14 protein-coding genes are annotated in these 13,363 nt (G+C 70.1%); 3 read left to right on the top strand and 11 right to left on the bottom strand.

Translation table 11 applies throughout. From position 1 onward, the window contains the following. Positions 1–136 precede the first annotated feature (136 nt). Positions 137–2,716 carry a M4 family metallopeptidase gene (locus tag AB0I28_RS15070; protein WP_357493471.1) on the top strand — a complete coding sequence of 860 codons (2,580 nt, stop codon included), beginning with the start codon at positions 137–139 and terminating at the stop codon, positions 2,714–2,716. A gap of 48 nt (positions 2,717–2,764) precedes the next feature. Here AB0I28_RS15070 and AB0I28_RS15065 read toward each other — a convergent pair whose 3' ends face one another. Beyond that, entirely contained in the window at positions 2,765–3,706 is a 942-nt protein-coding gene (locus AB0I28_RS15065; RefSeq protein ID WP_357493470.1) for an RNA polymerase subunit sigma-70, read from the bottom strand. Between the two features lie 68 nt (positions 3,707–3,774). Between AB0I28_RS15065 and AB0I28_RS15060 the strand changes: the two genes are divergently transcribed. Further along, complete coding sequence (locus AB0I28_RS15060; protein WP_357493469.1) at positions 3,775–4,467, top strand: DUF899 family protein; 693 nt, start codon at positions 3,775–3,777, stop codon at positions 4,465–4,467. A 44-nt stretch (positions 4,468–4,511) separates the two neighbouring features. On the opposite strand, the gene AB0I28_RS15055 is transcribed toward AB0I28_RS15060, so the two are convergent. Further along, positions 4,512–5,162: a nicotinamide mononucleotide transporter family protein gene (locus AB0I28_RS15055; RefSeq protein ID WP_357493468.1), complete on the bottom strand. Its 651-nt coding sequence runs from the start codon at positions 5,160–5,162 to the stop codon at positions 4,512–4,514. Positions 5,163–5,274: 112 nt separating this feature from the next. Next, on the bottom strand, positions 5,275–6,510 hold the full coding sequence (locus tag AB0I28_RS15050; RefSeq protein WP_357493467.1) for an aminoacyl--tRNA ligase-related protein: 1,236 nt from the start codon (positions 6,508–6,510) through the stop codon (positions 5,275–5,277). Between the two features lie 192 nt (positions 6,511–6,702). Here AB0I28_RS15050 and AB0I28_RS15045 point away from each other — a divergent pair, with 192 nt between their 5' ends. Then, positions 6,703–7,647: a zinc-binding dehydrogenase gene (locus tag AB0I28_RS15045; RefSeq protein WP_357493466.1), complete on the top strand. Its 945-nt coding sequence runs from the start codon at positions 6,703–6,705 to the stop codon at positions 7,645–7,647. A gap of 35 nt (positions 7,648–7,682) precedes the next feature. On the opposite strand, the gene AB0I28_RS15040 is transcribed toward AB0I28_RS15045, so the two are convergent. From AB0I28_RS15040 to rpsE, 8 genes are all read right to left on the bottom strand, one after another. Next, positions 7,683–8,195 (bottom strand): DUF1707 domain-containing protein, encoded by a 513-nt coding sequence (locus AB0I28_RS15040; protein ID WP_357493465.1) that lies wholly within the window; start codon positions 8,193–8,195, stop codon positions 7,683–7,685. Next, on the bottom strand, positions 8,188–8,676 hold the full coding sequence (locus tag AB0I28_RS15035; protein WP_357493464.1) for a DUF1707 domain-containing protein: 489 nt from the start codon (positions 8,674–8,676) through the stop codon (positions 8,188–8,190). The genes AB0I28_RS15040 and AB0I28_RS15035 overlap by 8 nt, the downstream gene beginning before the upstream one ends. A 74-nt stretch (positions 8,677–8,750) precedes the next feature. Next, positions 8,751–9,581, bottom strand: coding sequence for a type I methionyl aminopeptidase (gene map / locus AB0I28_RS15030; protein ID WP_357493463.1), 831 nt, complete (start codon positions 9,579–9,581; stop codon positions 8,751–8,753). Between the two features lie 14 nt (positions 9,582–9,595). Next, positions 9,596–10,249, bottom strand: coding sequence for an adenylate kinase (locus AB0I28_RS15025; protein WP_357493461.1), 654 nt, complete (start codon positions 10,247–10,249; stop codon positions 9,596–9,598). A 29-nt stretch (positions 10,250–10,278) separates the two neighbouring features. Next, positions 10,279–11,601, bottom strand: a complete 1,323-nt coding sequence (gene secY, locus AB0I28_RS15020; RefSeq protein ID WP_357493459.1) for a preprotein translocase subunit SecY — start codon at positions 11,599–11,601, stop codon at positions 10,279–10,281. Between the two features lie 228 nt (positions 11,602–11,829). After that, on the bottom strand, positions 11,830–12,288 hold the full coding sequence (gene rplO / locus AB0I28_RS15015; protein WP_357493457.1) for a 50S ribosomal protein L15: 459 nt from the start codon (positions 12,286–12,288) through the stop codon (positions 11,830–11,832). A gap of 2 nt (positions 12,289–12,290) precedes the next feature. After that, positions 12,291–12,473, bottom strand: a complete 183-nt coding sequence (gene rpmD, locus AB0I28_RS15010) for a 50S ribosomal protein L30 (protein WP_357493455.1) — start codon at positions 12,471–12,473, stop codon at positions 12,291–12,293. A gap of 16 nt (positions 12,474–12,489) precedes the next feature. Continuing rightward, a complete protein-coding gene (rpsE, locus tag AB0I28_RS15005) occupies positions 12,490–13,104 on the bottom strand; it encodes a 30S ribosomal protein S5 (RefSeq protein WP_184790196.1) in 615 nt (204 codons plus the stop codon). Between the last annotated feature and the right edge of the window lie 259 nt (positions 13,105–13,363).

Below are 13,363 nucleotides of genomic sequence, written 5' to 3'. Positions count from 1 at the left end.
GCACGTTAACCGCATCCGTCAACTGTGAAGTTTGTGAATGACTCCTCTTGACGGGCGGCGTCCGCTCCCGATAGCAATATGGGCAATGTTGTTTAAAGCTGTTGGCTTCGCGGCCGACGGCCCAAGGGAGGCGACCATGTCCCGAACCATGCGCGGCGCGCTCTTAGCCGCCGCCGGAGCGCTCGCCGCGACGGCACTCACCGCCCCACCCGCGCACGCCGGCCCGACGCTCACCCCACTGGAGGCGAGCGCCCTCGACACCGCGCTCGCCCACGTCGGGGCCCGCGCGACGGGCTCCGGCGGCTTCATCCCTCTCGACGTCGTCTCCGACGGCGCCGACACGACCGTCCGGCTCCAGCAGCTCCACGGCGGGCTTCCCGTCTTCGGCGCGCACGCTCTCGTCCACCTCACCGGGGGCGCCGCCGACGATGAGCAGGATCCCGTCACCGGCCGGACCTACGACCTGGGCGTCGGCACGTCGGCGCGGGTTCCCGCCGAGGCCGCCGGGCGCAAGGCTCTCGACAGCCTCACCGACCTCCGCACTCGCGCCGGCGCCACCGTCACCGGCACCGAGCTCGCGGTCCTGCCACTCGGCGACGGCGTGCTCGTCTGGCGGGTCGGCCTGTCGGGCCTCGACCACGAGAAGCGGCTGCCGATGATGCGCGACGTCTTCGTCGACGCGCTGACCGGCGGCGTGCGGATGTCCTACGACACGATCGAGTTCGCCGGTCCCGCCGAGGGAACCGGCGTCGCCCACGACGGCACGACGCTCCCGCTGGAGGTCTACCGGAACGACGCGGGCGCCTTCGAGACGCGCGACCGCTCGCGTCCGATGTGGACCGACGCGGGCGGCGAGATCCTCACCTACGACGCCGAGGGCCGCAACTACTGGGAGTACTCCGGGCTCTTCCCGCCCGACACGAAGCTCGTCACCGGCCCGACGAGCGACTTCGGGGGCCGCGCCACCGAGTCGGGCGCGGTCGACGCGCACTGGGGCGCCGGGCAGGTCTACGACTACTACCGCTCGCGCTTCGGGCGGGACGGCCTCGACGGCGAGGGCGGCTCGATGATCTCGGTCGTCGGCACGACCTACTTCGGCCGGCCCTTCGTCAACGCCTTCTGGGACGGCACGAAGATGGTCTACGGCTGGTCGAACGGCGAGATCCGGCCGCTGTCGGCCGACCTGGACGTCGTCGGGCACGAGATGAGCCACGGCGTCATCACCAACAGCGCCGATCTCGTCTACATCGGGCAGTCGGGCGCGATGAACGAGGCCGTCGCCGACTACTTCGGCAACGCCGTCGACGTCGACGTGAGCGGCACTGACATGGCCGACCCCGCCTCGGGCCTGCTCGGCGAGGACCTGTGCCGCACGACGGCTCCCGCCGAGTGCGCGCTGCGCGACCTCAACGACGGCCGCACCACCCTCGACGGCTTCCTCGGCGTCAACATCCGCACCGACTCCGGCGGGGTGCACCTCAACTCCACGATCTTCTCCGGTGCGCTGTGGGACATCCGCCAGGCGATCGACCCGGCGAAGGCCGACAAGGTCGTCTACAAGGCGCTCACCGAGTACATGACGCCCACCGACACCTTCAGCGACGGCCGCGCGGCCGTCGAGGCCGCCGCCCGCAAGCTCGGGCTGTCGAGGGCCGAGCGCGCCGCCATCTCGCGCGCCTTCGACGCGCACGGCGTGTATCCGGGCTGGGAAGGGGATCTGGGCGTCGACAGCGACGTGCTCTTCGAGGCCGTGACCGACCGCTCGGTCACCCTCGACGCCGCCGGCGGCGCCTACGTCGTGACCAGTTCCGGCGAGCAGGGCGATGCCTACCCGACCATCTGGACCGGCCGCAGCGACGGCCGCGGCAAGGCCCGCGCGGTCAGCCCCGACGACGGCCGCTACCACTCGGCGCCCTCCACCGACGGCGAGACGGTCGTGTGGACCGCCGAGGGCTACACCGACGACGACCAGCCGTGGGCGGCGGTGCTGGCCCGCTCGGTGAAGGGCGGTCCGATCCGCACGGTCGCCGAGGCCTTCGACGGGACGAGCTTCGCCTCGCCGGTCGTCGACGGTGACACGATCGCGTGGACGGCGAGCGAGGTCCCGGCCTTCGAGACCAACGTCTACGTGCGGGCCGGCGCGGCGAAAGCGGTCGCGGTCACGCCCGAGGCCGGGATCCAGGGGTCGTGGCTCGACGTTCGCGGCGGCCGCCTCGGCTACGTCGAGATCGACCCGTCCGGCGACTGGAGCTACCGACCGGTCGTCTACGACCTCGCCACCGGCGCCAAGACCTACTTCGAGCACCGGCCGGAGTTCGTCTACAACAAGGACGTCGTGCTCGGCGCCGGCGGCCTGAGCTGGGTGCAGGACACCGACGTCGACGGGTACGCGGCGATCATGCGGGCGAAGTACGACGGGAGCGGCGTTCGCGCGCTGGTCGCCGAGGGCTCCGCCGGCGCGCCCTTCCAGCCCGCACTCGACGGCAACGACCTGTGGCTGACCTACAGCACCCGCGACGGCTCGGCCACCGGGAACGCCGGACTGCCGAAGCTGCTGCAGATGCCGGTGCTCGGCGGCCCGTCGTGGCGGGTGTCGTGCAACCGCGGCGACCAAGGGCTGTTCGCCGCCGACGTCTTCCTGCGGGTCGTGTGGCTCGACGGGACGACCGGCATCAGCGACGTGGTGACCCGGGGGACGCCGGCCGGGCGCTGCTAGGGGCCGACAGAAGGCGGGCGCGCGGCGAGCTGACCGCGCGCCCGTTTCTCACGGCACCAACAGTCTCGGCATGCCGAAAGCGGTGACGTGGTGGGCGCCGATGAACGCGTTCGACTCGGCGATCCGCCCGCCTTCGATCCGGAGAACGTCCACGGCGAGCGCCTCGTAGTGCGTCGCGCCGGGTTCGCGCAGGTAGCACAGGAGGGCGGGCCGGCCGTTCGCCGAGGCGGGGAAGGTGCGCCAGTCGAGGGGGCGGCCGAGGAAGTCGGCGGCGGCGTCGACGCCGACGATCGCCGGCTCGGGCGGCATGGTGATCCGCACGTCCTCGGCGAGCAGGGCGCGGAAGTCGGCGGGTGAGCGTGCTTCGGCGTAGCGGCGCAGGAGGTCCTCGTCGGCGGAGGTGAGGGCGGGGCGGCGCCAGTCGCGCGGGTCGGCGGGGGCGTGGCGGCGGACGGCGGCGCGGGCGCGCTGGAGGAGGCTGTTGGCGGCGGGGAGGGCGACGCCGAGTGTGTCGGCGACCTCGGCGGGGGTCCAGCCGTGCACGTCGCGCAGGACGAACGCGGCTCGCTGGCGTGGGGGCAGGTGGGTGAGGGCGGCGATGAGGGCGAGTTCGACGGTCTCGGCGGCGGCGTGGGCGGTGTGCGGGCCGGCGTCGAGGAGGGTGTCGGGGAAGGGGCCGAGGGCGGTGTTCCACTCGAAGGCGTCGCCGGCGGGCGTGGTGCGACGGGAGGCGGCCTTGCGGGTGTCGAGGAAGAGGTTGGTGGCGATGCGGTAGAGCCAGGTTCGGGCCGAGGCGCGGCCCTCGAAGGTGTCGCGGGCCTTCCAGGCGCGCAGGAAGGTCTCCTGGACGAGGTCGTCGGCATCGGCGACGTTGCCGGTCAGGCGGTAGCCGTGGGCGAGCAGTTCGCGGTGGTGGGCGGCGTGGGCGGCTTCGAACCAGGCCCGGCTTTCGTCGGCCATCGCGTCGTCTCCTCGTGTGGGTGCGGACACAGTACTCGGCGCGGCGATGACGTCCGGCGGGGTTCGTCGTCGGTACGTGTGACGAGAGGAGACATGCGATGACCACCACCCCCGTTCCGCGCGTCGTCGACCGTGAGACCTGGAGCCGCGAGCGTGCGGCGCTGCTGTCACGGGAGAAGGCGCACACCCGTGAGGGCGACGCGATCGCCGCGGCTCGCAGGCGGTTGCCGATGACCGAGGTCGACGCGGGAATCGGTTTCACCGGCGCCGACGGGCCGGTGACGCTGCTGGACCTGTTCGAGGGCCGTGAGCAGCTGTTCGTGTTCGGGCACATGTGGCACCACGGCGGGTCTTTCGCCGACCAGTGCCGGGGCTGCACGGCCAACGTGTGGAACTTCCAGGACGCCAGTTACCTCAACGCGCGCGGGGTGACCTTCGCCGTGGTGTGCGAAGGGGCCTACGCCGAGATCGCGCCCTTCCGGGAGTTCATGGGCTACCCGGTGCCCTGGTACTCCTCGGCGGGTGCGGAGGCCGCGGGTTTTCCCGCCGACGCCTTCGCCTTCTTCCTGCGGCGCGGTGAGCGGGTGTTCCTCACCTACGGGACCGACCATCGCGGCTGCGAGGTGATGATGCCGGCGCTGCTGCTGCTCGACATGACCGTCTACGGCCGTCAGGAGACCTGGGAGGACTCTCCCGAGGGCTGGCCGCAGGATCCGGCGCAGAGCTGGTTTCGGCGTGACGGGCGCCCGCTGCCGCAGTGGACGCGGCCCGGGGTGACGGCCGTGGAGTGAACGGCCGAACGCCCCCGGGCACGCGGCCCGGGGGCGTCGTCGTCCTACTTGGAGGCGGCGGCCGCCGCGGCGACGGAGCGCTGCGCGGTCTTGCGCCAGTCGAGGAAGCCCTTGATCACCAGACCGGCGAACACGACGTAGACCAGCGCCGAGAAGTACAGCCCCGACTTGATCTGCAGCGGCACTCCGACGATGTCGACGGCCAGCCACACCAGCCAGAACTCGACCAGCCCGACGGCCTGCGCGCCGAAGGCGACGAGCGTCCCGACGAAGATCCACGCGTCCGGGAAGGGGTTCCAGGAGGCGTTGTAACCCTGCGAGTTGAGGTACTGCAACAGCGCGCCGAAGGCACCGGTGCCGACGACCATGATGACGCCCATGAGCACGCGTTCGCGGGTCGACGCGGTGCGCACGACCATCCCGAAGACGGTGCGCTTGTGGCGCGTCCAGGCCCACCAGCCGTAGACGGAGATGAGCAGGATCGCCACCTGCCGCATGGCCAGTCCGCCCAGGGGCGCGGAGATGTAGACGATGAAGAGCATGACGGTGGCGAGGATCTGCACCGGCCAGGTCCAGATCGTGCGCCGGTCGGCGAGGAGGACGACGAGCAGCGCCGACAGCTGGCCGACGAGCTCGGCCCAGGAGATGTGCTGGCCGAAGATGGTCAGGCCGTGGTCGAGGAGGAACTGGCTCACGAGCGCGAAGCGTACACGGCGGCTGCGCTGGGTGGCCCGAGTATTTCGGCCCGTGGAATTCAGTGGGTGCGGCGGGCTGCGCGCGGGCGCCGGGTGACGCCCGCGCGCCTGTTCAGACCGCGGTCACCAGTTGGGCGAGTTCGGCGACCGGGACGGTTCTGGTCACGTCGGCGAGCCGGTCGCTGTGCTCGACCCGGCCCTCCTCGGTGCGGGCGCCGACGACCGCGCGGTGCGGGATGCCGATGAGGTCGGCGTCGGCCAGTTTGGCGCCGGCGCGGGCGGGACGGTCGTCGAGCAGGACGGTGTGTCCCCGCCGGTGCAGTGCGGCGGCGACCTCCTCGGCCCGCTGGTGCTGCTGGGCGCTGAGCGGGATCACGTGGACGGCGTAGGGGGCGACGCCGGCGGGCCAGACCATCGCGTCGTCGGTGGACAGGATCTCGGCGATGGCGCCGACGAGGCGGGTCGTGCCGATCCCGTAGCAGCCCATGTGGATGCGCTGGGGCACGCCGGTGGCGTCGGGGAGCCGGAAGCCGACGGCGTCGGCGAAGCGGGTGCCGAGCTTGAAGATGTTGCCGACCTCGATGGCGCGGACGGGTTCGAGCTCGGCGATCTCCTCGGGGGTGTACCGGTCGAGGATCTCCTTGTTGATCGCCGTGCCCTTGCCGTGGTCGAGGTAGACGGTGTCCTCGCCGTGCGGGGTGACGGCCTGGAACTCGTGGGAGAACTCGCAGAAGTCCCCGCCGGAGGCGTAGGTGTAGTGGGTGACCTCGCCGAGGCCGCAGCGGGCGAAGACGCGACGGTAGGCGTCGGCGACCTGCTCGTAGTACGTCTCCAGATCGGCGCCGGAGAGGTGGAAGGAGTACATGTCCTTCATCCCGAACTCGCGTCCGCGCAGCAGGCCGGACTTGGGGCGGGCCTCGTCGCGGAACTTGTTCTGGATCTGGAAGACCGCCGTGGGCAGGTCCTTGTACGAGGCGACCTGCGCGGCCATCAGGGGCGTGACCACCTCCTCATGGGTGGGGCCGAGGACGGCGGTGTCGCCGCCGGTGCGAAACAGGATGGGCATGTCCTGCCGGCCGGTGGCCTCCCACGCCGCGATGGGGTGCAGCGCGGGCATGAGGACCTCGTTGCCGCCGACCGCCGTCATCTCGTCGCGCACGATGTCCTCGATGTTGCGAAGGACCCGTAGGCCGAGCGGCAGGAAGGAGTACACGCCGGCCATGAGCTTGTCGACGTATCCGGCGCGTTCGAGGATCCGGGCGTTGCGGCTGGGCTCACCCGCCGGCGGTTCCCGGCGCGTTCGGTGGGCGAGCGTGCTCTGCCGGGTCACACCTTGCGAGCGGGTCATGATGACGGCCCTTCTTCCGCGAGTCGGAGACGTGCGTGGTCGAGCCGAGCCTAGGGATCGCGCCCCTCCCCGCCCACGCCTTTTCCCGGCACCGACTCCCGCGTGGCCTGTCCCACATCCACTGGACATCAACCTCGGTTGAGGCTGTTGGCTCACAACTCCAGCCGAGTCGCTCATCCCCGAGGAGAACCCATGCGCGCCGTCCGACTCCACGAATACGGCCCCGTCGAGAACCTCCGCCTTGAAGAGGTCCCCGACCCCGTACCGGGCGCCGGGCAGGTGCGCGTGGCGGTCACCGCCTCGGGGATGCAGTTGCTGGAGACCTGGCTGCGACAGGGGCGGCGCGTGGGTCCCCACCCCGCGCCGCCGCTGCCGGCCGTCCTCGGCGGCGAGATCGCCGGGGTCGTCGACGCCGTCGGCGAGGGCGTCGACGGACGGTGGCTCGGCCGGCGGGTCACCGCCTCGATCGAGGGCGGCGGCTACGCCGAACTGGCCCTCGCCGAGCTCGGCGACCTCCACCCGCTGCCCGACGGCCTCGGTGAGGCGGAGGCCGTCGCGATGATCAGCACCGGCGTCACCGCGCTGGCCGTGTGGGACCTCGCCGACGCCGGACCCGGCGACGTCGTGCTCGTGACCGCCGCGGCCGGCGGCATCGGCGGGATCCTCCTCCAGGTCGCCAAGGCCGCCGGGGCGACCGTCATCGGCCTGGCCGGCGGCGAGACGAAGACCCGCCTGGTCCGCGACGCCGGCGCCGACCTCGCCATCGACTACCTCGCGCCCGGCTGGCCCGGCGGCATCGAAGGGAAGGTGACCGTCGCGCTCGACGGCGTCGGCGGCGAGATCGCCCAGAAGGCGTGGAACCTCGCCGACAAGGGCGTCTCCTTCGGCGCGGCCGCCGACTCCGGCGACATCAGCCGCCCGCTGCCCCCGCACGTGACCTCACTGTTCACCAGCCCTCTCATGGCCGAGTTCGGCGACCCCGAAGGCCTGCGCCGCCACGTCGACCGCGCACTGCGCACCGCCGCCGACGGCGACATCCGCCCCGCCGTCACGACCTTCGCGCTCGCCGACACCGCCGCCGCGCAGCGGGCCCTGGCGAACCGCGAGACGACCGGCAAGGTCGTCCTGCTCCCCTGAGGCGACCGGCGACGCGGCCGGGGCCAGGACAAGCCCTAACGCCTTCCCCGCCGCTCCGCCCGCCGCTGCGCCTCCGAGGCCAGCCGGTCGGCGCGCGTGACCCGCTCGCCGACGGTCAGGCTGAGGTAGATCGCGCCCAGCGGACCCGCCACCCACAGCGGCCACGGGTACCAGGTACCCGCACCGGTCAGCAGCGTCAGCACCCACACCAGCGAGGTGATCGACACCGGGATCATCCACGAGATCCACAGCCACTTGATCCACTGCGGCGTCCCGGTCAGCAGCTCGCTCGGATCGACCGACACCATCCTCGGCCGCACGACCTCCACACCACCGTCGGCCACCCGCGGCAGGTCGGAGATGATCGGCGCGAGCTCCCCGACGGTCTTCGCCTCGTACGCCTGCCGCAGCCGCTCGTCGTACTCGCCGAGGGTCAGGCGGCCTTCGTCGATGGCGACCTTCAGCAGCTTGCTGACCAGTTCGCGGTCGGCGTCCGAGATCCGCAGCTTGTCGTTGCTCTCCACCATTGCTCCGAGGGGTTCAGTCATCGCTCTTGGCGACGTAGGCGATGGTGCGGACGATCATGACCAGCGAGACGATCCCCACCGGCCAGACGAACCAGAGATCACCGTCGCTCTCGAAGCCGTCGGCGGCGACGCCGATGAACCACAGGCCCGTGACCAGCACGGACATGCCGAGCCAGCCGGTCCAGCCCTTGCGGACCGCACGGCGCTCGCGCTCGCGGCGGCGGGCCTTCTTCTCCGCGCCGGGGTCGAGCGCGAGCAGCGGCGAGGGCGTGATGGCGGACTTCGCCGATGGGGCCGGCGGCGGCAGGTCGGACAGCAGCGGCTTGAGGTCGGCGTAGGTCTGGGCGCCGTAGGCCTGCGAGACGCGCTCGTCGAACTCGTCGAGATTGAGGCGGCCCTCGTTGAGCGCGGTCCGCAGACGTTCGACGACCTGTTCCCGGTCGGCGTTGGACGCGCGCATGCGCTCACTGTCCACTGTGTTCACCTCGTGCGTCTGTCCCATGGTGGGTCAAGAATGCCATCGGTGGGACGCCGGTTGCGAGCCCGGAGCCGAGATTGGGGGGTTACCCCTACCCACTATTTCGCGGCGGAGGTGACCAGGTCGCCGAGCCGCGCTACCCCGCCGTCGGTCGCGGTGAGCACCCACACACCGTCGGCGCACAGGCCGACCGAGTGCTCGACGTGCGCGGCGAAGGAACCGTCGGAGGTGACGACGGTCCAGGCGTCGTCCAGCTCGACGGTGTCGGGAGAGCCCAAGGTGATCATCGGCTCGATGGCCAGGGCCATGCCGGTCTTGAGCTTGGCGCCCTGACCGGGCTTGCCGTAGTTGAGGATGTGCGGGTCCTGGTGCATCTCGGTGCCGATGCCGTGCCCGCCGTAGCCCTCGACGATGCCGTAGGGGCCGGCCGCGCGGACCGAGGTCTCCACGGCGTGCGAGATGTCGGTGAGGCGTCCGCCGACGCGCGCCGCGGCGATGCCGGCCCACAGCGCGTCCTCGGCGGCGGCGACCATCGCCAGGAGTTCGGGGGCGACCTCGCCGACCGGCAACGTGATCGCCGCGTCGCCGTGCCACCCGTCGAGGATCGCGCCGACGTCGACGGAGATCAGGTCACCGTCGGTCAGCACCTGCTCGGCCGAGGGGATCGCGTGCACGACCTGCTCGTTCACCGAGGAGCAGATGGAGGCCGGGTAGGCCCCGTCGCCCAGGTCGTAGCCCAGGAACGACGGGACCGCGCCGTGGTCGCGGATCACGGTCTCGGCGATGGTGTCGAGATCCTTCGTGGAGACGCCCGGCTTCGTGGCCTCGCGCAGGGCGTCGTGGACGGCCGCTACGACCAGTCCCGCCTTGCGCATCAGCCCGATCTGCTCGGGCGTCTTGATCTCGATGTGCTCCCTGCGCCACCCCACCGTGAAATCCCCGTCTAACCGTCGTAGGAACGCAGGACGTCGAGGGCGCGGGTCGTCACGTCCTCGACCGGACCGGTCGCGTCGATACCGGCCAGCTTCGCCTGGGCGCTGTAGAAGCCGACCAGGGGAGCCGTCTTGTCGGCGTACTCGCGCAGCCGGTTGGCGACCGTCTCGGGCTTGTCGTCGTCGCGCTGGTAGAGCTCACCACCGCAGCGATCGCAGACGCCGTCGACGGTCGTCGGGTCGAACTCCAGGTGCCAGGTCTTGCCGCAACCGCGGCAGGTCCGGCGGCCCGAGAGCCGCCGGATGACCTCGTCGTCCTCGACGACCAGTTCGAGCACCAGGTCGAGCTGGGTGCCCAGGTCGGCCAGGAGCTTGTCGAGGGCCTGCGCCTGCGGGACGGTGCGCGGGAACCCGTCGAGGAGGAAGCCGTCGGCGGCGTCCTCTTCTGCCAGGCGGTCGGCCACCATGTTGATGGTGACCTCGTCGGGCACCAGGCCCCCGGCGTCCATGTAGCGCTTCGCCTCGATCCCCAGGGGCGTCTTCCCGGCCACATTGGCCCGGAAGATGTCGCCCGTGGAGATCTTCGGTACGGACAGCTGCGCGGCGATGAACTCCGCCTGCGTGCCCTTACCGGCGCCCGGGGGCCCTACGAGTACCAGTCGCATCCAACCACTCTCTCGGTCAACAACCCGCGCTAACGAAGGAAGCCCTCGTAGTTGCGCTGCATCAGCTGGCTCTCGATCTGCTTGACCGACTCCAGACCGACACCGACGATGATCAGCACGGAGGTGCCGCCGAACGGGAAGTTCTGCAGGACCTGGCCGCCGCCGAGCCAGATCAGCGCAAGGTTGGGCAGAATCGCAATGATGCCAAGGTAAAGGGACCCTGGCAATGTGATCCTGTTCAAGACGTACTCGAGGTACTGCGCGGTCGGCTTACCAGGGCGGATACCGGGAACGAACCCGCCGACCTTCTTCATGTTGTCGGCTACCTCGGTCGGGTTGAACGAGATGGCCACGTAGAAGAACGTGAAGAAGATGATCAGCAGGAAGTAGACCGTGATGTGCACCCAGCTGCTGGGCATCACCAGGTTGTCGTTGACCCACGTGGCGAACTTGCCGGGGGTGCTGTCGAGCTGCGTGATCAGCGACGGGATGTACAGCAGCGAGGAGGCGAAGATCACCGGGATGACCGAGGCCTGGTTCACCTTCAACGGAATGTAGGTGGACGTGCCGCCGTACATTCGCCGGCCGATCTGCCGCTTGGCGTACTGCACCGGAATGCGTCGCTGCGACTGCTCGACGAACACCACGAGGGCGATGATCGCGATACCGATGGCGATGATCGCACCGAAGACGAACCAGCCGGCCGACTCCTTGATGTTCATGCCCTCGGTTGGGAGGCGCGCGGCGATGTTGGTGAAGATCAGGATCGACATGCCGTTGCCGACGCCCCGATCGGTGATCAGCTCACCGAACCACATGATGACGGCGGTGCCGGCGGTCATCGTGGTGACCAGAACGGTCAGGGTGAGCCAGTCCGGGATCTGCTCGTTGACCGGGACGACCTCGCGCGGGCAGTCGGCGAACATCTGCCCACCGCGAGCCAGCGCGACGTAACCGGAGGCCTGGAGGACCGCCAGGCCCAGCGTCAGGTACCGGGTGTACTGGGTGATCTTCGCCTGGCCGGGCTGACCCTCCTTCTTGAGGGTCTCCAGCCGGGGGATCACCACCGTCAGGAGCTGAAGGATGATGCTCGCGGTGATGTAGGGCATGACGCCCAGCGCGAACACCGACAGCTGGAGGAGGGCGCCGCCGGAGAACAAGTTCAGGAGTGTGAACACATCCGTCGTCTTGTCCTCGGTGGCGAGGTTTAGGCAGTACTGGGCGTTCTCATACGACACGCCAGGACTGGGGAGCTGGGCCCCGAACCGGTACAGCGCGAGGATGAAGAGCGTGAACAGGATCTTCTTACGCAGATCGGGGGTCCGAAAGGCGCTGAAGAAGGCGGAGAGCAACTCATTCCTCCTGCGCGGCGGGGCCTGGGGGCCAGGCAGTGGCGTCGGTCACGGGCATTGGACGCAGCGGCCGCCGAAAACGGCCGAACATCCGCGAACTTGTGACGGGGTGCACAAGCCCGGCTTTACTGTCGCAGGACTTTAACAGCCCCGAGGTACGACCGGGGGCTCCCCTTCGTGTCAACGAAAGGGAACCCCCGGTGATTGTCTTCACTTCATCGTCGCTAGCTAGTTGTTCTTCTTGTCGACCACGGTGACCGAACCGCCGGCGGCGGCGATCTTGTCCTTGGCCGAGGTCGAGAACGCGTGCGCGCTGACCTGCAGGGTCACGCCGTCGAGCTCACCGGAGCCGAGCACCTTCACGGGCAGGCCCTTGCGGACCGCACCGGAGGCGACGAGCTCGTCGGGGCCGATCTGGCCGCCCTTGGGGAACAGCTCGGCCAGCTTGTCCAGGTTCACGACCTGGTAGGTGACCTTGAACTTGTTCTTGAAGCCCTTGAGCTTCGGCAGCCGCATGTGGAGGGGCATCTGCCCACCCTCGAAGGCGGCCGGGACGTTCTTGCGGGCCTTCGTACCCTTGGTACCGCGGCCGGCGGTCTTGCCCTTCGAACCCTCACCGCGACCCACGCGGGTCTTGGCGGTGTTCGAGCCCGGAGCCGGGCGCAGGTGGTGGATCTTGACCGTCATGGTTAGTCGACCTCCTCAACCGAGACGAGGTGCGTCACGGTCGCGATCATGCCCCGGATCTCCGGACGGTCTTCCTTGACGACCACGTCACGGATCCGCTTGAGGCCAAGGCTGCGCAGCGTGTGCCGCTGGTTCTGCTTGTTGCCGATCACCGAACGAAGCTGGGTGACTTTGAGTCGAGCCATCTCTTCCGCCTCCCCGCTACTGCTCGACGCCGGCCATGGCGCGCAGCATGGCGGCCGGGGCGACGTCCTCGAGCGGCAGGCCGCGGCGCTTGGCCACGTCCTCGGGCGATTCCAGGCTCTTCAGCGCCTTCACCGTGGCGTGCACGATGTTGATCGAGTTGCTCGACCCGAGGCTCTTGCTGAGGATGTCGTGGATACCGGCGCACTCCAGCACCGCGCGAACCGAACCACCGGCGATGACACCGGTACCGGCCGAGGCGGGCTTGAGCATGACGACGCCGGCGGCGTCCTCACCGATGATCGGGTGCGGGATCGTAGCGCCGATCCGCGGAACCTTGAAGAAGTTCTTCTTGGCCTCTTCGACACCCTTGGCGATCGCCGCGGGCACCTCCTTGGCCTTGCCGTAGCCGACACCCACGGTGCCGTTGCCGTCGCCCACCACGACCAGCGCGGTGAAGCTGAACCGGCGACCACCCTGGACGACCTTGGCGACGCGGTTGATCGAAACTACGCGCTCGATGTGCGGCGTTTTCTCCGCGGCACCGCCGCGACCGCCGTCGCGACGGTCACGGCGTCCGCGGCCTTCGCCGCCACCCGCCGTTCCGCCGCCCGTGCGCTGCTGAGCTGCCATCAGGCACTTACCTCTCTGCTACTCAAGTGCTATAACGCCAGCGAAGGTCGCTGACTCGCTTCCCTCGAAGAGGGATGTGGACGGCATTCGTGCCCCGTCCACGTGGCCGCGAAGACTCTACCGGCCACGCCGGAAGACGTGACAGCGGGTGCCGCCGCGATGGGCGGAGAGTCCCGGGCCGATCCGGATCCGGCCCGAAGGCCGCACCGGGAAGCCATGGGGTCCGCGGCGAACCGCGAACCATGCAGTTGTCGACGAT

Source organism: Phytomonospora sp. NPDC050363 (genome assembly GCF_040655735.1).
In the GTDB taxonomy this organism is placed as follows: domain Bacteria; phylum Actinomycetota; class Actinomycetes; order Mycobacteriales; family Micromonosporaceae; genus Phytomonospora.
This window is presented reverse-complemented; position numbering and strand designations above follow the sequence as displayed.